This is a genomic window from Paenibacillus castaneae (genome assembly GCF_002884445.1).
Lineage (GTDB): Bacteria > Bacillota > Bacilli > Paenibacillales > Paenibacillaceae > Pristimantibacillus > Pristimantibacillus castaneae.
Genome location: NZ_KZ614144.1, coordinates 4059130 through 4078835 on the forward strand (window position 1 = coordinate 4059130; position 19706 = coordinate 4078835).

Consider the following 19706-nt stretch of genomic DNA (forward strand, 5'->3'; position numbering starts at 1 on the left):
CTCCTTATTTTTTTGTTTTCATCCATGTCATTTCAACTCTAAATGGGAATATTAAAAAAAGAACCTTCAATCCAAAAACAGATCAAAGGTTCGATGTTTTATTATCAATGATATTGTATTATTCACTTTTAGCTAAAAACCGGCTTTTTTTGGTGTAGGCCAAGCGTCTCCGCTGTTGAAGCATGAATTTGTTGCAGAAGCTCTGGGTTCTCCATTAGTGACACACCATAAGAAGGAATCATTTCTTTAATTTTCGGTTCCCACTCTTTTATGTGTTGAGGGAAGCACTTGTTAAGTACCTCAAGCATAACGTGAACGGCAGTTGAAGCACCCGGAGAAGCACCAAGTAAGGCTGCGATCGAGCCATCCGCGGCACTAACCACTTCCGTACCAAATTGAAGCGTTCCTTTGCCGCCCTCGACAGTATCTTTAATAACTTGTACACGTTGGCCAGCTGCTACCAAATCCCAATCCTCAATTTTGGCGTTCGGGATAAACTCACGCAACTCTTCCATGCGTTGTGCTTTCGATAACATAACTTGCTGGATCAGGTATTTTGTCAAAGAGATCTCTTTTGCGCCTGCCGCCAACATAGTTAACACATTATTCGGTTTTACGGAAGTGATTAGATCGAACATGGAACCTGTTTTTAAGAACTTCGGTGAGAAGCCGGCAAATGGTCCAAATAGCAACGATTTTTTGTTGTTGATATATCGTGTATCAAGATGCGGAACAGACATTGGTGGAGCACCAACTTTCGCTTTTCCGTATACTTTTGCATGATGCTGCTCTACAACCTCCGGATTATTACATACCATGAAAATCCCGCTTACCGGGAACCCGCCAATATGTTTCCCTTCAGGAATACCGGATTTTTGAAGTAAATGCAGGCTGCCGCCCCCGCCTCCGATAAAGACGAATTTTGCGGTTTGGCGTTCAACGTTTCCGTTATCCACATTACGCACTTTTAGTTCCCATGAGCCATCGCTAGTACGTTTAATATTATCAACACTATGTTTGTAATTGATTTCTACTTTTTTAGTTTTTAAATGGTCAAACAACACGCGAGTTAGAGTACCAAAATTGACATCCGTTCCGGAATCGATTTTGGTTGCTGCGATAGCTTCATTCGATGGACGGTCTTGCATAATAAGCGGGATCCATTCCTTCAGTTTTGCAGGGTCATCAGAAAATTCCATCCCTTGAAACAGAGGATTTTTGGTCAACGCTTCAAAACGTTTTTTCAAAAACTTTATATTTTCTTCCTCTTGCACCATACTCATATGAGGCAATGGCATGATGAAGTCCTGCGGATTATTTATCAGCTTGCTGTTTACAAGATAAGACCAGAACTGCATGGAAAGCTGAAACTGTTCATTAATTTTAATAGCTTTGCTAATATCTATAGATCCGTCCGGTTTCTCGACAGTGTAGTTAAGCTCGCATAGTGCCGCATGCCCTGTTCCCGCATTATTCCATTCGTTAGAGCTTTCCTCGCCTGCGCTTGCGAGCTTCTCGTACACCTTGATTTCCCATTCCGGTACCAATTCTTTCAGAAGTGTTCCCAAAGTCGCACTCATGACCCCGGCACCAATTAAGATAACATCTGTTTTAGTTTCTCGATTGCTCATGTTTACCATCCTTATACCCTGAAATTTGCAGAAATGATAGACGCTCCTGCTTAGGCGACACACCAAGCCAAGGCGCGACAAATCACACACCTTCTCTGTCTCAATTATAATCCTATCATAGTCTATTACAATTATAGCTTAAAATAATTACTATTCTATGATAATTATAAGCTATTTAAATGCTGGTGAAAAGTGAGAACTCCATCCACATAGCCCTATGAGCATCCTACATATAGAAACAGATGTCATATTATGGTATTATAAATAATGAAACCATGTTTCATTGGTTGAAACTTTTTAGGTGGATGGTGATTCTAAAATGCCAATAAACTTTCATGATGCACAAAACAGGCAGACGTATGCAACAAGAAACGCTAATGAATCTTGGATAAATTTAATAAAAGATACAGTAGATGTATCGAATAAGCGGATTGCAGATATAGGTTGTGGAGGGGGCATTTACACAAATGCTCTGATTAAGATGGGGGCATCTCATGTAATTGGTGTAGATTTCTCGGATGAGATGTTACAAGGGGCGGCTAATAACTGCAAAAACATTCAAAACGCTGCATTTCTGCAGGGAGACGCTTACCAATCAAACCTACCTGCAAATGAGCTTGACATCGTATTAGAAAGAGCATTGATCCACCATCTAGACGACTTAGATGCATGTTTCAAGGAGGCATATCGCATCATTAAAGATGGCGGTGTTTTCATCGTACAGGATAGAACTCCCAAAGACTGTTTACTGCCTGGGGATGAAAATCATATTAGAGGTTATTTTTTCGAAAAATTTCCTCAATTAATGGATAAAGAGATTTCTCGTAGGTACGATTCAGATCAAGTACAACAGGCGTTGGAATCAAATGGATTCCGCTTAGCTAAATCTGTTTCACTTTGGGAAACAAGACGTGTTTATAATGATTTTGAACAATTAAATAAAGACTTGCTGCTAAGAACTGGACGTTCCATTCTTCATGAGTTGACGGATGTGGAACTGCGAGAATTGATAACTTTTATACGAGGAAAACTCAACGGTCATAAATCTCCAATCATTGAACAGGATTCATGGACGGTATGGTTCGCTATAAAAGATTAACTCATATATATTGCCTAAAAAACCGCCCTGTTCATTGGGGAAACCCACTCTAGCCAAAATAATCACCCACCTCCATCTCTTAAATTGAATCAAAAAATGCTAACTATTTCACTCGTACAAATCTACTTTTATAATCCCATCTTCGAGATTGTTTTTTCACACCAAAAAAATCAACTATTAATCTCTCTACACAAATGGTAAATCTACGAAAAATTCAATTATTAACCTGTTTTCATCATTCATCTATTGCCCTCCTTGGAAATACAAGCAATCAAATCACGAATAGCTGCTAGAGCTCACCGGATATTTATGCAATTCTCTGATTAAACCACTGTTATTTTTCTCGCTCTAGCCTCCTACACAAGCAGTAGTCTCCAAGATTCATATTCTATGTATTGATATAAAGATAACTGCAATAAGCAAAAAAATAGAGAAGACTCTATTTAATAAAGGAGGAAACAGTTTGAGACAGCCTCGACGATTGTGGATTCTCACGAATGAATATGAACCGTATATTATTGGAGGATTAGGGACAGCGGTTACCAATTTGACAAAGGCGTATGTAAATAGCAATATTAATGTCACCGTCCTGAGCCAAGGAAGCCATCCCCCCATCCGTATTACGAAACGCAAACGACTTTCTATCGTATACTTCCCGGCGAGAGCACCCTATTACTCAGTGAAGACAAGGCAGTTTAATCCCGCCGCTATAGAACGATGGATTGTGCAACAAGGATACCCAAAACCGGACGGGATCCACATACACAGCCTTCAATTCGTGAACGTTGCCACCTATTACCAATCAAAACTCCGCATTCCTATTATTTATACGAGTCATTCTCTGGTTAATTTAGAAAAAAGCACTGCAAGCAAGAGGAAACGGTTGAGGACTAACCAACAGGCTTTGCTGCTTAAGAAGACGAATAAGATCACCGTCCCAAGCCGGTCGGAGCTCGTAAAGCTGAAGAAACTATATCCCTTCGTCAAAGGAAAAACCACTATCGTCAGCCATGGCATAGTCTTGCGCAAATCAGGGGCACGCGCCTCACGGCGACACCTTCTATACGTAGGCAGGCTCGTTCCATTGAAAGGAATAGAGCCACTACTGAATGCTATTTCAAAATTGAAACAAAGCGGCAATAAAGTTCGGTTGGATCTTGTCGGAACCGGTTCGAGGAGTTATGTAAATCATCTGAAGGCTCTTGCCAGAAAGCTCGGCATATCGTCCGAAGTGCGTTGGCTCGGGTTTCAAAGTCAAAGCAAGGTACAGAAAATATATGCTACTTATGGTGCAGTGGTGATGCCCAGTTCTCAGGAATCATTCGGATTGGTTGCTCTCGAGGCGCTAGCCAGCGGAATTCCGTTGGTTTCGACCAGGGCTGGAGGACTTGCCGAATTTGTGAACAGCAGCGTAGCCCAAACGATACCCAGAGCGGACAGTACAGCAATTGCGGCATCCATTAAAGCGATGTGGAGCAACAAACCTCTTACTGACAAGCGGGTTGCCGCTGGTCGACGGCTGGCGTCTAAATATCAATGGCCGCAGGCTGCCAACCGCTACAAGAAGCTATTCCTGCAACTCCAGGGCAGCAGTACCACCGTTAAGAGAGGTCGGATCAATCATGCGCGTTAATCGAGATGTCAAACAGCTTTCACGAAAATTCGGCGTCCTGGCGAAACGAGTGGTGATTGTTAAAAATGGCGTTTATCGAATAACGACTGCGGGCGGGGTCGATTATTGTTTAAAGAGAATGCCGAATCCTCCCGTCCAGCTTGGATGGATTGACAAGACGCTTCAGAGGATGCGGCGCAAAGGGTCCATTCAGCTCGGATGGCGCAACCTTCGTGCACATCCGAACAAACGTTTGTTTGCCAAATTACAACAAGCAAGCTCACCTTTTATTCTTATCCCATGGATAAAAGGTGCCTGGCCCTCATCAGCCTCGAAGAGGCAAATGAGAGAATGCGGCATTCTGCTTGCTAAGTTTCATAAAGCTGGCGCACAGATTAACGTTCCGGCTGTCGGTAAGCGAAACATGCTGGGATCATGGCCCAGTTTACTACGCACTGATCATAGAAAGCTGCTCGTCCTCATCCGGAAGGCAAGAAGAAACGGATTTAATAGCCCGCTTGACCACATGTTGCAAACGCATGGCAGAGAACTATTGAATATGGCGGGAAACTCTATACAGGCATTACGAGCGAGCCGTTACCGTTCATTATGTCGAAAAACAAGGCCAACTTTATGCCACGGAGACTTCGGACCGACCAATGTGATCAGAACGAGAATAGTCAACAGTATAATCGATTTTGAGACGCTGGGCCTGGATTTACGCGCGTATGATCTTTATCGCGCTATCTATAACTTCTGTCAATGCCTCAACTGGAACTTCTCCGTCGCTCGATCATTTTTGGACGGCTATCAGACCATCAGCAAGCTGAAGCGAGAGGACTACGAAATGATGAAGGTGCTCCTTCGATTCCCTCGGGGAATATGCAGGCTCATTGATCATTATGACTATCGTACAGCGAAAGGGAAGCATAGAATAGAACGGGATTTCACGCGAATTCTGCTCCACGAACGGCGGAGAGCCGCGTTTCTAAGGAAACTCGATGCTTACGCGGGGATAAGGAGATAGAGCCGGCAAATCTGCTGCGCTAAACAAATGAGAAATGTGTAACCTGAGCGGAGCAAAGACTTAAACCGTTGCCCTGCCCAGGTTACCAATTATTACAATTTTACTTGACCATAATTTTAATAAGGGTGGTTATCATTTTCGCAGCTTCGGCACGTGTCGCCTTTGCTTTTGGATCAAAAATGTTGTTTCCACGTCCTTCGATAATACCTGAACGCTGCATAGCCAATACTGCAGCTTTCGCGTAACCGTCAATATTCCCTTCGTCTGCAAATACCGTTGCCTCATTCTTATTAGGCAATGTGGATTTTGTGAGCATATCAACATATCTTCCGATCAATACAGCCATATCCTGACGTGTTATATTGGCATTCGGGTTGAACTTGCCATTAGCGCCTGTTGCTATGCCGTTATCATATGCCCATGAAACCGCTCCGAGATACCAGTCTCCGGATTTCACATCTGCAAATGGCGCAATTTTGTAGTTCGCTAAATCCGCGCCTGCCATGTTAGCAAGAATTTGTACGAATTCAGCTCTCGTAATGTTGGCATTCGGCGCAAACTGTTTTTCACCTTGGCCCTTTATTACTTCTCTCGCTGAAAGGAAAGTTACATAGTCTTGATACCAACCCGATACGTCTGAGAAATTGATCTTATTATAACCAACCGAATATCGTGAGAAATGGTTGGTCTTAAAGGTGACCGTTCCAGTAATCGGATCATATATGCAATCTTTGATGACTTCCAGTTTGGCATTCGAATTGATATAGTAGATTACGATCGCATTTAAGTCTTCTTCAGCTTTAAGTGTATATGGTACAGAGATTGTAACAACTCCGTTTCCAAAACTCGTTACCGCATTATCGCCAGATTTGACACTAAACTCATAGACTGGTCGGTCGCCAATTCTAGCCTTATCCTCATCGGAAAGCCCGGAGGTATCAGCAATTGTCACGGATACGACAATGTCTTTCACTGTTCCGAACGATGCCAATGCCGACTTATCAAAAGCTACTCTCAAGCCACCTCTGTTTATTGTCAATGAATCGGCGCTTGTGAGCTCCGACGCCTTGATAGTTACAAAGCCGTCGGCATTCAATTGTTTTTCTACATTACCTCCGGCTGTCGGTGCGTCCGTACCATTGCCTATTGGTACGTTGGTAGGCGGATTATCTCCATCTTCAATTGATTTCAGTATATTTTCAGCGGCTACAAGGCTGTCAAGCTTAGTCACTTGCGCTTTTTGAACGTCGGTGAGCGCTATGTATGCTGCCCGTATGTCGGCCACTTTCTTCTTGTCCTTGATTTTCAGCTTGGCGACATCTAGATTGGCAATGCGAATGTCAATCGCCTTCGGTTCAAGGTTTATTAGATTGGTAAGATACGATGTATTCAATGCGCTTCTCTGGGCATCGGTTAGGGAATTCACCACTTCACGCAATTTCGCTACGAACATGGCATCCGTCAAGGTGGCGGCATCCGCGCCAAAACGCTTACCCACCATGTTGTTGCCGTTGTTTCTTAGGTATCCTACCAGCGTGTTAACCGCGCTTACCCGTTCTGCATCCGTCTTGAACAACGCCGGGAAAGTCAGAGGATCTTTGATCGTGAAGTCTACCCATGCAATGCCAATCTTCTGCCGGGTTACTTCCGCCAAACGTTCACTGAGCGTTTTGATGACCGGTTCATCCAGCGTATAATACCACATCGCATCCGGACGGTATCCGATTTGATATAGCACATCGTTAGGATAGAAGAAGTCGGCAAATGCTTTGAATTCGGGAATAAAGCCCATCGTGTCGTCATACATTCCCGTCACTTCCCCGTCGATGCTGCCAATGCTTTGACTGTCGTTGCAGAACAAGATGTCGCTGCGGTAGGTCGGCGGCAGCCAGCGCATGCTGTAGTGCTTCAAAAACATGCGATAGGTCGGATTGATGGATTTCAGATGCTCATCCCAATCCTTCGCCAATGCATCAGTGACCGGCAGTCCGGCATCTTCGGAAATCCCGTAATACCATTCGACATCGACGCCCCAGCCAATGACGCTCGAATGATGGCCGTACTTGTCAAAAATCAGATCCATTAGTGTTTTCATGTCCGCGAAGCCCGGTTCTACTTGCAGAAACACTTTGATGCCATGCTCGTCAAAGTAGTTCAAGTAGTCCTCGTGGGATAAATGTCCTGCTTTGGTGGGCGGACCGAAACTGATATTAAGCGCCGCATAATCCACATCGTCGTTAGGCTTTTCAAACTCCAGCCTGGTACCTCCAATCCCCACGCCGCTGTCCAATCTGCCGACAATCCACACATATGTCGGCTGCGCCCCCGGGAAGTATCCGTCCATCTGGTCGGTAATATGCTGCCAATCAGCTGTTCCTAACCATTGTCCGCTGACGCCGTAATCGGAAGAACGGGTACCGGCGTAGGCGATATTGTCCGGTGCTTTGTGAGGCAGCGGCTTGCCTTCCCAAACGGCAATTTTATTCTCTGCTTCCTTTAATAGATCGTAATTGGTCACTACAGCCTGCTGGTCGGAAGTCAAAGCGTTGTACGCTGCTCTAGCCGTTGTGGCTGCAGAAGCATCAGAAGAACTCAGCACCTGCATATTATCGATTATTGCCTGTACTTCTTTTGCCTTTATATAGTTCGCTTCTTTTATCACTACTAGTTCGTCAAGCTTTTTTCCAAGATCGCCAAGCTTGTTGGCATGGGTAATAAACGTTTTCTGGTAAGATGTTAAATTGTCGTATTCCTCTTCAAGTACGCCTAAAAGTCCTTCGTCTACTGGCGATATGATATCAGCGCTTTCAATCCAGAGATTCAATATCTTAGCTTCAGCTTGTTCCAACAGCAGCAGGTTTGACACAAGCCCTTTTTGCGTACTATTCAGCTTAGCGTAAGACCGCCTAGCCAAAACAACCGCTTCACGGTCGGCTAATGTCGTCACATTTAAAGCGCCAATCATCTCTACGACTTTGTCAGAGGTGGCTGCAAAAACGTTCTCTGCGGATACAAGGCTGTCAAGCTTAGTCACTTGCGCTTTTTGAACGTCGGTGAGCGCTATGTATGCTGCCCGTATGTCGGCCACTTTCTTCTTGTCCTTGATTTTCAGCTTGGCGACATCTAGATTGGCAATGCGAATGTCAATCGCCTTCGGTTCAAGGTTTATTAGATTGGTAAGATACGATGTATTCAATGCGCTTCTCTGGGCATCGGTTAGGGAATTCACCACTTCACGCAATTTCGCTACAAACATGGCATCCGTCAAGGTGGCGGCATCCGCGCCAAAACGCTTACCCACCATGTTGTTGCCGTTGTTTCTTAGGTATCCTACCAGCGTGTTAACCGCGCTTACCCGTTCTGCATCCGTCTTGAACAACGCCGGGAAAGTCAGAGGATCTTTGATCGTGAAGTCTACCCATGCAATGCCAATCTTCTGCCGGGTTACTTCCGCCAAACGTTCACTGAGCGTTTTGATGACCGGTTCATCCAGCGTATAATACCACATCGCATCCGGACGGTATCCGATTTGATATAGCACATCGTTAGGATAGAAGAAGTCGGCAAATGCTTTGAATTCGGGAATAAAGCCCATCGTGTCGTCATACATTCCCGTCACTTCCCCGTCGATGCTGCCAATGCTTTGACTGTCGTTGCAGAACAAGATGTCGCTGCGGTAGGTCGGCGGCAGCCAGCGCATGCTGTAGTGCTTCAAAAACATGCGATAGGTCGGATTGATGGATTTCAGATGCTCATCCCAATCCTTCGCCAATGCATCAGTGACCGGCAGTCCGGCATCTTCGGAAATCCCGTAATACCATTCGACATCGACGCCCCAGCCAATGACGCTCGAATGATGGCCGTACTTGTCAAAAATCAGATCCATTAGTGTTTTCATGTCCGCGAAGCCCGGTTCTACTTGCAGAAACACTTTGATGCCATGCTCGTCAAAGTAGTTCAAGTAGTCCTCGTGGGATAAATGTCCTGCTTTGGTGGGCGGACCGAAACTGATATTAAGCGCCGCATAATCCACATCGTCGTTAGGCTTTTCAAACTCCAGCCTGGTACCTCCAATCCCCACGCCGCTGTCCAATCTGCCGACAATCCACACATATGTCGGCTGCGCCCCCGGGAAGTATCCGTCCATCTGGTCGGTAATATGCTGCCAATCAGCTGTTCCTAACCATTGTCCGCTGACGCCGTAATCGGAAGAACGGGTACCGGCGTAGGCGATATTGTCCGGTGCTTTGTGAGGCAGCGGCTTGCCTTCCCAAACGGCAATTTTATTCTCTGCTTCCTTTAATAGATCGTAATTGGTCACTACAGCCTGCTGGTCGGAAGTCAAAGCGTTGTACGCTGCTCTAGCCGTTGTGGCTGCAGAAGCATCAGAAGAACTCAGCACCTGCATATTATCGATTATTGCCTGTACTTCTTTTGCCTTTATATAGTTCGCTTCTTTTATCACTACTAGTTCGTCAAGCTTTTTTCCAAGATCGCCAAGCTTGTTGGCATGGGTAATAAACGTTTTCTGGTAAGATGTTAAATTGTCGTATTCCTCTTCAAGTACGCCTAAAAGTCCTTCGTCTACTGGCGAAATAATGTCAGCGCTTTCAATCCAGAGATTCAATATCTTAGCTTCAGCTTGTTCCAACAGCAGCAGATTTGACACAAGTCCTTTTTGCGTGCTATTCAACTTAGCATAAGACCGTCTAGCCAAAACAACCGCTTCACGGTCGGCTAATGTCGTCACGTTTAAGGCGCCAATCATCTCTACGGCCTTTTGGTCGGGAGTAAGTGCTAATAGAGCAAATGGTTCAACCTCGTTTGACTCATCGCCCTCTATCGAATCACCCTGCAAAATATCACCTGCCGCTTTTTCTTGTTCAGGCGAGCCTTCTTCCGAAACAAGGTCGGTTTCCCCATTTGTGCTATTCTCAGTCGCGGTAGAAATAAAATCTGAACTAGCTACTGCCTCAGGCAGACTTCTTGCAAATATATTTGTCTGCAAAATACTTGTTATTAGAAAAACCAACACGATGACTGAAACAAACATGCGCTTTGATTTTCTTCCGATAAGCCTAGAATTGTTCATATTGTTACAACTCTCCTTTCGATAATTAAATCAAAGGTGCCTATAGTTCAATTGACTGAGACATTTGGCGCTCATCTTTTTGTAATGGAGTTCTAAACAAATAAAGAGTTAAGTTTAAGCGGTTATCTTTTTACATTAAGATGTTGCATAAAATCGCAAATAATGTCGGAAAATTGCACTGAAAATCCTATACTATCGACCTCCTTCAAAATCATAATCACCCCAAAAGTTTAAGCGCTTACATTTTATAAACTATCACACCTGTTTAATTATGTCAATTAACTTCCGGTTAAAACTACCTCATTCATCTATAATCCCATTTACTAAACATATCAATGCCACCTCACTTCAAATTATCGAAATCACTGATTGAGTACACTATTCTGGTTCAATCTGTTAAAACAACGTATAAGTGATATTTTCACATTATTTAAGCGCTTAAATATACAGGCCAGTAGGTTATGAATGCCGGATTGCAAACTTGACAAAACTTTTCCACTATAGCGTATTTTCAACGTGTGATGCAAGCCGGAGTTCGATCGCCCAAAACAAAGCTGAATCAAATATGTAAATCGTTGGTTTGTCCATGTCACATATCGAACGGCTACTTCGTCTTTAAAGTGTAAGAGGATCGTTTGATCGTTATGTTAGGAGGAATCTTATGAGAATTGCTGTCGTTGGAGGTACAGGAATGTTGGGACGGCGGGTTGTCGATGAGTTACGATCGCGTGGACATGAAGTTCGGGTACTCAGCCGTAGCGCGCCAGAGTACCAAATCGACCTTACGACAGGCGAAGGGCTAGTCTCTGCTTTGGGGGGCTGCGATACCGTTGTTGATGCGAGCAATAATGCAACATCGAAAGCAGCGGATATCTTGGTTAATGGTTCACGTCGACTACTTGCGGCTGAAAAGACTGCGGGAGTCGGCCATCATATCTGCGTGTCGATTGTGGGCTGTGAGCGGGTGCCGATAGGCTATTACCGTTTTAAGGCAGAGCAAGAACGTGTAATCGAAGAGGGATCGGTGCCTTGGAGTATCGTGCAAGCAACCCAGTTCCATGAGTTTTTCGCTGCCTTACTTGCACAGGCCGCGCGTTGGAGGATATTGCCGATCCCTCGGATGCCGCTGCAAACCGTCGCAGTTGATGAGGTCGCCCGGACAATTGTCGACATTGTCGAATCCGGGCCACGCGATGGTCGCATTAGTATAACCGGGCCAGAGATTATAGACGCCCGCGAACTAACCCGCACATGGCGCTCGTTAAACGGCCGACGCGCGCTCCTTTTCCCAGTTCCTCTTCCCGGCAAACTCGGCCGGGCACTGCGTGCCGGAGCGTTGACTATGGAGCGTCCCAGCATTCGCGGTACGACAAGATTTGAAACCTGGCTAAAAACAGGGGGACGTTGATGCGGATGATGTACTCACGGTCGTCGCGTTCCTAATTAGTCAACAAAGTTGGAATCAATAAAAGCATCCGCGTAGACTACTCCCTAGCCTCTGCCCCACTTGGGCTTTACAAACAAACAAACAAACAAACAACCGACCCTCATCGGATCGATTGTTTGTTTGTTTGCTAGGGGGATCGAACCCCTGACCTCATCGCTACGTCGAATACTAGATTCGCATTCGTTGCAGCTATCTTGGCCATGCTGCTGTAGCCTACGACAAAATTCCGGTATTTTATCCCAGGATCTAATGCCTTCACTTTCAACCTTTCGCTATATCCAACATCCGGCACGCTTGATTCGATAGCTCAGCATAATGTACGAGAGTCTGGGTTAACAAATAATCCTTCCCGCTCGTTTCCCCATCTCTTCTTTCATTCAAAGAATTAATAAACTCCTGCAAACAGTCCAGTTCGATCACATCCGCTGGCACGTCAACCAACACTCTATCAAGTCCAACTGTAACGTAGATGTTCTGATCAATTAACTCTATCGCGCCTTTCGTCCCCTCGATCCGCCAGTTGGCAGACCAAGGCGTAGAGGGGCCTCGGGATGTAATGGAGGCCGAATAATTCACTACAATGCCACCCTCCATCTCCAAAAACATGCTAGCGTTCAATATAGCTCCTTCCTCATCCCAGCCTCCAGGCGGGTTGTACAGACGAGCTTGTATCCTCAATCCTTCCTTGCTTGTCAAATACCGAATCATATCCATATGGTGGATCCCGATGTCTCTTAATAGATTGACCGGATAGTTTCTCTTCACGTGATGATAACGAAAGAAGCCTATGTCTATGACTGACAGCTCTCCTATCGTTCCAGCTTCGATCAATTCCTTCATCTTTCGCACATTTGGCGCAAATCGATAATTTTCGGCAATCATAAATGGAATATTCTCACGCTCGGCGCGTCTTACGACTTGAATCGCTTCTTCGTACTCATTAGCGATCGGCTTCTCACACAGCACGGGAATGCGGCGGTCAAAAGCAGCCATATTCACCCCTGTATGCACGGATGGAGGCGTGACATTAACGATAAAATCAAACTCTACTTGCTCGAATGCCTCTTCAAGAGATTCATAGAATGGGAACAGATCGTCGCCCATTTTATTTTTCATCGCTGGATTTTTTTCAACGACTGCGGCCAATAGTCCGCGATCTCTAAGCCTTCTATACCACCCATCCCCAAAACTTCCGAACCCTACCAACAATGCTTTCATGATTGTGCTCCTTTATTGATGGGCTATTGTGACCCTATTCTAAGTTTCATGAAGAATGCCCATATTATGAACAAAGTATAAGCATTAATCATCATCGGATGCAATAGCGTCTTTAACAATGGGACAGGCATCACCATAATCGTACTCGCACCTATATCGGCCTTACTATCCACTCGAAGCCCATATGTTTTTCTCATCTTCCGTGTACGTTGCAGGCAACCCAGCATTATCGGTTGATTGACTCAATAGAAAAGCGGCTTATCACGATAATGTGCGTAGAGTTAATTCCAATTACTATTTGTAAAAAATATGATTTGAATTATGTGAAAAAAACTGATCAAGACTCTAGATTTATCGTGGACTTATCATGATTAAAAGGCTCGTACTTGATGATTGCAGTTCTTCGGGAAATAGGTTCGCATGAAGTTCCCAAAAGCCATGAAAATGATCCTTCAAGATCTGTTTACAAAAACAAAACGGATACACCTCATCGCTAAATAATGGGTGTATCCATTTCATTTTTTACCTTCTTATCGTAATTCTGCTTACGACTTTAATTCCTTATGGATGGCATTCAGCAAGCGATGTGTCTTGTCGCAGCCGTACTCCCAGAACATAATACCAGCCAAATTATTATGCTTTACATAATCGGATTTGTGCTGTAGCGATTCTTCATCATCATAGGAAATGAGGCTGCTGCCGTTGAATAGGAACGGTGCACAAGCTTCATCATCCCAATAGCGAATATACCCATTTTTATCGATGTACTCTGCTGAAAGAACTGTGAAGTCCGGTCCATAGCCACCTGTACTGCCGGCCATTTGCAGAAGCCCATTATTTCGATCTGGAACTTGATGCCAGATGCGAGAGTAGAACGCTGCCCCAATCACGATTTTCTCTTTTGGAACGCCTGCACGAATAAAAATGTTGACAGAGGCATCTGTGCTAATACGGAATAAATCCCCGCTCGGGGTATACAGACTCGTATGGTGGCCCGTCAAGACTTGAAATCCTCCGCGCATATCGTAAGTCATCAATTGAACAAAATCGAGATATTTATGAACGTGATGCATTTCAGTTCCGTCTACGTAATACTGGTCTGCTCCAGCAGCTATAGTAAGCAAATAATGTCGGCCGTCATGTGCTCCTTTATGATCTAATGCTTCCCGCATCTTCTTAAGAAGCAACGTAAAATTCGTCTTATCATCAGGACTCGAATGGATGCCGGCTTCTCCATAACAAGGATATTCCCAATCCAGATCAATCCCGTCAAAAGGATGGTCTGTCAATATACGGACTGCTGATTCGGCCATTCTTGTTCTTCCCTGTTCAGTTGCAGCAGCTTCAGAGAACCCTCCCGCGCTCCATCCACCAACAGACAACAGTAGATTTAGTTCAGGATGATCGCGTTTAATCTCATGCAAAGTACCACTATTTTTCAAATGGTCTATACGGATCTTATCGTTTAGAACATGTCCGAATGCCACATTTAGATGAGTCAATTTATTCAGATCTTCCTGTGTCATCCCAGGTAGATTGGAATCTACGACGTAACCTGCCACAATGTATTTCTGATTCATCAATTAGGTTCACTTCCATTTCTCTGACTATTGTTGTCTTACTCCGATTAAAACCTGCAATGCATCTTTACCGGATCCTATTTTGTACCCCGATGCCGTGTAACGGATTAGATCACTATCATCTAGTACGAATAGATGCGGGAAGCCCGCCTCATTGGCCGGAGACTGTGATATAAAGTCTGGTAATGATTCATATGCATTATCTCTAACAAAAATAGTGCTCGACGGCAACTTCGGATAATCGGATGGATCGAATGACGCTGTCCATTGGCTATCACCGACAATAAGAAGAATAGGGGAACCCATTTCATTAACCTGCTCGGCAAGCTCGGACATCTCACGGATGAAATGCTTAGTAGGCTCCCGTTCCGGCTCAATCCAAGCGACTATCGCTCCTTTCGTACCAATTAGTTCGCCGAGAGTCTTATCTGTTCCGTTAAAAAGGGAGAAAGTATTGTTCCGATCAATCTTACCTAGAACTGGAATGTCAAGCGCCGCCTCGCGGAAGGACAGCTGAACGTCCGTTTGTTCCCCCGCGCGCACTTCGAAATAATTAAAGCGTACCCGGACTGTGCCGTCCTTCAAACGAATGCCTGAAGTTATTCGATATGATCCCTCTTCTAATTCGAATGGAGCATCATATACATCTGATTTACCATAAGGGTAGAACAACGTTTTATAGAATCCGTGCTCTAGCCGCGCGAACGTGAAATTTTTCCAATAGGCGGCTGCCGGAGCATCTATGTCAGATTTGCTGTCCTTGATCAATTGCAGCGTTCCGCTATCCTTCTTTTCTGCCTGCAGCAAGGATTCCTGAGTGAATAAGGCATCAGTCCAACTGCCGGCCGCCATATATTGCGGCTTATGCCGACTAGGATGCAGACGCGCCGGAATGCCTAAGCTGCGACAAATGGATACGAACAAAATATCTATGGAAGCTTGATCTCCCTTCTTGATCTGGAAGGTGCCAACTGGCGTACCCTTGCCAATCAAGTTAGGAATATTATCTATAACATCCCACTCCTCATCCAGTTTACGGACAAGCTCGGAAGGATTTGCTCTGAAGGAATCAGATTCCACTTCAGTGAATGCTTTTTGGAAGAAATGCTTATATGGCACGATCATTTCGTATAACACACGCGGACAGAGAACATAAGGAATGAATATATCTTCCGAGAGTTCACCTCGCTGTGCAAGAGAACCGCTCAGATGATCATCAAGAACAGGACAGAATGTATCGGTCAAATCCTTCTCATTCAGGCTTTCCAGCAGCCGCAGCGGCATATCGTTATATTCAATGGAGCGTTCCCGCAGAAATGCAGCAATCTCGCGACTGTTTCCGCGTGCTTTGCGCAGCACATCCCATACCCGCTCCGGAGGCAGTCCAACAGCTTGAGCTAGTTCAGTTGCTTGCGCTTCATTTAAGAAAGTATCTTCATAATTCGTCCGGGTCTTTGTTCCTTCTTCGACGCGGCAGTTAAACCGCTGTATTTTCTCTTCAGTGAGCGGAGTAACGGCCTCGCCTTCCCGCTCCGGCGGCGGAACCATGTCAAAGTCTGCCGATCCTTTAGGTTGGTGCATCTGGTCGAGAATGATCTCGATGCGTTCGCTATCCGCAACTGTAATTTTTTCTTCTCCCCATATACCGGACTTCACCGCACGGATGACCAGATCACCGAACCCTGTCTTGAATGACGCTGCTCCGTTTATGTCCGTATGCAGAGCAGCAATCGGATAGAGCTCTCCCATATTATACAATTGAAAATGTACATCAGCTTCGCTGACTGGGTAGCCCCGCTCATCCTTCACAAAAACAGTGATCGTCCGCGCAGGAGCATAATTTTCTAATAAATTAATTTCAGTGAACCACTCATCGGCCAGCGTGATATCTTCAGGCCCTGCATAGTTCGAGAAAATCCGCGTATTGATGAGCATTGCCCGCCGCGAAGGCGGACTGAACCAGCCCTGATTGAGGCGGGGTTCCGGTTCACACGCGCCTATATAATACCACTGTCCATCAGCCCAAGCCTCCACCCAAGCATGGTTATCGTCAGAATGTGCCCAGCGCGGTGTATAGATCTGGCGAGCAGGAATACCGATGCTGCGCAGTGCTGCAACCGCAAGCGTCGACTCTTCACCGCAGCGGCCTTGTGCATTGCGAATCATCGTCAACGGGGATACCGTCCGCAAATCGCTGCTGATATAAGTTGCCTTCTCATGACACCAATAGTTTGTTTCCAAAATAGCTTCTGCCATAGTTAATGAAGAAGTTCTTTCAGCTAGTTCGTCATACAAAATACCGCGTGAATCCTCAATATTTTCTGTATTTACCCGGTATGGCAGCACAAAATGCAGAAACAGGTGATCGGGAACAACTTCTCCCCAAGGCACCTGCTTGCGGATTTCCAGCGTTCGACGCACATGACTTAGAAATAATGAACCAGAGTAATCGGCCAAATCATTCATTGGCATATACGCAAATAAGTATTTAAGTGCCCAAGTTTCTTCTTCTGTTAGTTCCTTCTGGAACACATCGAACAGCTCACGCTCTCTTGCATGGGCGAGCTGCTTTTTCTTAAGAAATTTCTGCTCGATCTGCTCCAACGTTCCTTTATCTAATGAGAATACAGAGGCCTTAATAGTCATTAATCATTACTCCTTCCATAGCTTTCCGTCTTCCCTGATGTAGAAGGCTGAACAGCCGTCTGATGATGGAGCAGAAATTTGAAAAAGTCTGCTTGTGGTCTCAATCGCTGGTGTAATACTCCAAAGATCGTCACCCATCAACAGCTTCACATCCTTGGAAAATTCACCGTAAGTTGCAAAGTAATTGCGCTCCCGGTAATACAGCCTGCGCAGCTCCCACTTAATACGTTCATCAGACGGGAGCTGGAACGATTCGGGACCTTCCTCATCGGCGAACACGACATAACCCCATAGCTCCGGATAATGCATGTTGACTATGCCCATCGGGGACCATACCCAGTTATCTTCCGGATAAGGATTGCCCGTATCCGGATTCAGCACCTTACGGTACTCGCCATCCTTGACCTCTGTTCGCCATTCAACGCGGGAGAAATTAACACGCCAGAATTCACCTTTCACCGGTGGACGGCCATTAGGCGCACATTCGCGCAAGCTTGCCCAAGGCATAGCTACCTCAATGCTCCATTTTCGATTATCAGCCCCTGGTCGATTAAGCTCCCCGTCAATGTGTACCGCTGTCCGAAGCCCGTTAATATCCCAGCCGTTTACCGGAGGCCCGCCATCCCGATACGGTTTAACTAGCATTAGATCCCATACCGTATTCAACGCATTGATCTCAAATTCATAATATTGGTGTGTATCCCCATCAGGATCAATGAATATTTCAAAATCGTTATCATAGAAAATGACTGACTCCCGTTCTGTTAATGTAGCCCAGATGTGATCTTCCATCAGCTCCGCTGCGAAATAGAAATACTCATCATCCCATAGCATCTTGACCCGGGTCTGCTTAGCGGGCAGCGGACGAAGATCCCCTTCGATATCAACGAAATTTTCCGTCCAAATCGCCTCTGCCCAGAACGGCTTATCCACGCGGCCGTCTAGAACGAGAGGACCAACCGCTCGTCTGCATATATAATGTTTAGGAGCATATTCAATATTCGGCTCCTTTATCCCGCTATGACTCAACTTATCTCCTCCTCTAGTTATGTGTTACAACAGCGCCGGAACCACCATACATATCTAGTTCATTATCGAACTCAAGTTTAAGTACAGTTACTTGCTTATGGGCATCTTCAGGCGTCATATGAATCCAAGTTGTGCCTGGAATATTGAACCATGGCACACCTCCATGAATTTCATGTGTCAGCTCCTTGCCAGAGTGGAGAACGCTTATTTTCTTAATCGTGTTTGATAGTCCCTTCAAGCAAACATTTTCTTTAGGATCATCGTATACAAAGAGGTACAATGTTTTTTTATCTTTAGAGACTGTACTACCACCAAGGAAATAACGCGGCAAAATCCCTTCACCCGTGCCAAATACAGCTTCCTCGTGTGTTTTAATCCATTCACCCAGGCCTAACAAAATATCTTCTTGTCTCTTATCTACAGTACCATCTTCCATCGGCCCGATATCCAGCAGCATGTTGCCGCCCAAGGTGATGCAATCACAGAACATTCTAATGATTTGATTCAACGATTTGTAATGATTATCCGTAGGTACATAACCCCAAGAACTATTGATCGTAGTGCAGAATTCCCATGGCCCCTCCGGACGCGTAATCGGGATACCTTGCTCAGGAGTTTTGTAATCGCCATGTCCCGATAGGCGCGAGTTGATCAAAATATCTGGGTTAAACGATTGTAGGTACTGCTTGAACTCGGGCAAATTCCACTGCTCAGCACTTCTTTCCCAATCTCCATCGAACCACAAAAGATCAACTTTACCGTAATTCGTCAAAATTTCTTTCAACTGATTATTGTTAAATTGTAAAAATCGCTGCCATTTTTCTTCATCCTGAACGCCGTCAGTTGGGCTGCAAAATTTATTAACTGTGCTTAGATCCTCGGGTACCTGACCGCCGCCATATACGCTTGGATAATCGGGATGGGACCAGTCGATCAAAGAATAATACATGCCGAGGCGAATTCCTCTTTTCGTGACAGCATCAGCGTATTCTTTAATGAGATCCCCTTTTGCGGGCGTCTTTTTCACAACGTTTAAATCACTATATTGGGTGTCCCATAACGCTACTCCATCATGATGCTTCGTCGTAAGAACAGCATACTTCGCACCAGATTTTTCAATCAAATCGGCCCATTTATCTGCATTAAACTTCGATGCTGTGAAACCCTCCAATTGTTTCATATAATCTTCATACGAAACCCTTCCATTATAAAAAGACCATGATTCAGCAATCCCGTTTACCGCATAAATACCATAATGAATAAAAATACCTAGCTTTGCTTCCTCAAACCAATTTTGCATGTTCAACTACACCTACCTTATTTAA

The 19706-nt window shown here is 45.0% G+C and carries 11 protein-coding genes; 4 read left to right on the forward strand and 7 right to left on the reverse strand.

The annotated features are described in order from the left end of the window. Positions 1-128: 128 nt before the first annotated feature. Complete coding sequence (locus CEF13_RS18505) at positions 129-1631, reverse strand: malate:quinone oxidoreductase (RefSeq protein ID WP_102712795.1); 1503 nt, start codon at positions 1629-1631, stop codon at positions 129-131. 319 nt (positions 1632-1950) lie between these two features. Here CEF13_RS18505 and CEF13_RS18510 point away from each other — a divergent pair, with 319 nt between their 5' ends. The 3 genes from CEF13_RS18510 to CEF13_RS18520 all read left to right on the forward strand — a co-directional run bounded on the left by CEF13_RS18510 (position 1951) and on the right by CEF13_RS18520 (position 5369). Then, positions 1951-2730 carry a class I SAM-dependent methyltransferase gene (locus CEF13_RS18510; protein WP_102712797.1) on the forward strand — a complete coding sequence of 260 codons (780 nt, stop codon included), beginning with the start codon at positions 1951-1953 and terminating at the stop codon, positions 2728-2730. Positions 2731-3193: 463 nt separating this feature from the next. Next, positions 3194-4363 carry a glycosyltransferase family 4 protein gene (locus tag CEF13_RS18515; protein ID WP_102712799.1) on the forward strand — a complete coding sequence of 390 codons (1170 nt, stop codon included), beginning with the start codon at positions 3194-3196 and terminating at the stop codon, positions 4361-4363. After that, positions 4353-5369 (forward strand): phosphotransferase, encoded by a 1017-nt coding sequence (locus CEF13_RS18520; RefSeq protein ID WP_102712801.1) that lies wholly within the window; start codon positions 4353-4355, stop codon positions 5367-5369. Before CEF13_RS18515 ends, CEF13_RS18520 begins: the two co-directional genes overlap by 11 nt. Positions 5370-5469: 100 nt before the next feature. Here CEF13_RS18520 and CEF13_RS18525 read toward each other — a convergent pair whose 3' ends face one another. Then, positions 5470-10461 carry an S-layer homology domain-containing protein gene (locus CEF13_RS18525; protein ID WP_102712803.1) on the reverse strand — a complete coding sequence of 1664 codons (4992 nt, stop codon included), beginning with the start codon at positions 10459-10461 and terminating at the stop codon, positions 5470-5472. 661 nt (positions 10462-11122) lie between these two features. On the opposite strand from CEF13_RS18525, the gene CEF13_RS18530 reads away from it, so the two are divergent. Then, positions 11123-11869, forward strand: coding sequence for an SDR family oxidoreductase (locus CEF13_RS18530; protein WP_102712805.1), 747 nt, complete (start codon positions 11123-11125; stop codon positions 11867-11869). 300 nt (positions 11870-12169) lie between these two features. Here CEF13_RS18530 and CEF13_RS18535 read toward each other — a convergent pair whose 3' ends face one another. The 5 genes from CEF13_RS18535 to CEF13_RS18555 all read right to left on the reverse strand — a co-directional run bounded on the left by CEF13_RS18535 (position 12170) and on the right by CEF13_RS18555 (position 19681). Next, positions 12170-13126, reverse strand: a complete 957-nt coding sequence (locus tag CEF13_RS18535) for a Gfo/Idh/MocA family protein (protein ID WP_102712807.1) — start codon at positions 13124-13126, stop codon at positions 12170-12172. Positions 13127-13671: 545 nt separating this feature from the next. Beyond that, positions 13672-14706 carry a glycoside hydrolase family 18 protein gene (locus tag CEF13_RS18540; protein ID WP_102712809.1) on the reverse strand — a complete coding sequence of 345 codons (1035 nt, stop codon included), beginning with the start codon at positions 14704-14706 and terminating at the stop codon, positions 13672-13674. A 27-nt stretch (positions 14707-14733) separates the two neighbouring features. Beyond that, positions 14734-17352 (reverse strand): transglutaminase domain-containing protein, encoded by a 2619-nt coding sequence (locus CEF13_RS18545; protein ID WP_102712811.1) that lies wholly within the window; start codon positions 17350-17352, stop codon positions 14734-14736. 6 nt (positions 17353-17358) lie between these two features. Next, positions 17359-18381 carry a carbohydrate-binding family 9-like protein gene (locus CEF13_RS18550; RefSeq protein ID WP_102712813.1) on the reverse strand — a complete coding sequence of 341 codons (1023 nt, stop codon included), beginning with the start codon at positions 18379-18381 and terminating at the stop codon, positions 17359-17361. Between the two features lie 13 nt (positions 18382-18394). Beyond that, positions 18395-19681: an alpha-L-fucosidase gene (locus tag CEF13_RS18555; RefSeq protein WP_102712815.1), complete on the reverse strand. Its 1287-nt coding sequence runs from the start codon at positions 19679-19681 to the stop codon at positions 18395-18397. Positions 19682-19706: the final 25 nt, after the last annotated feature.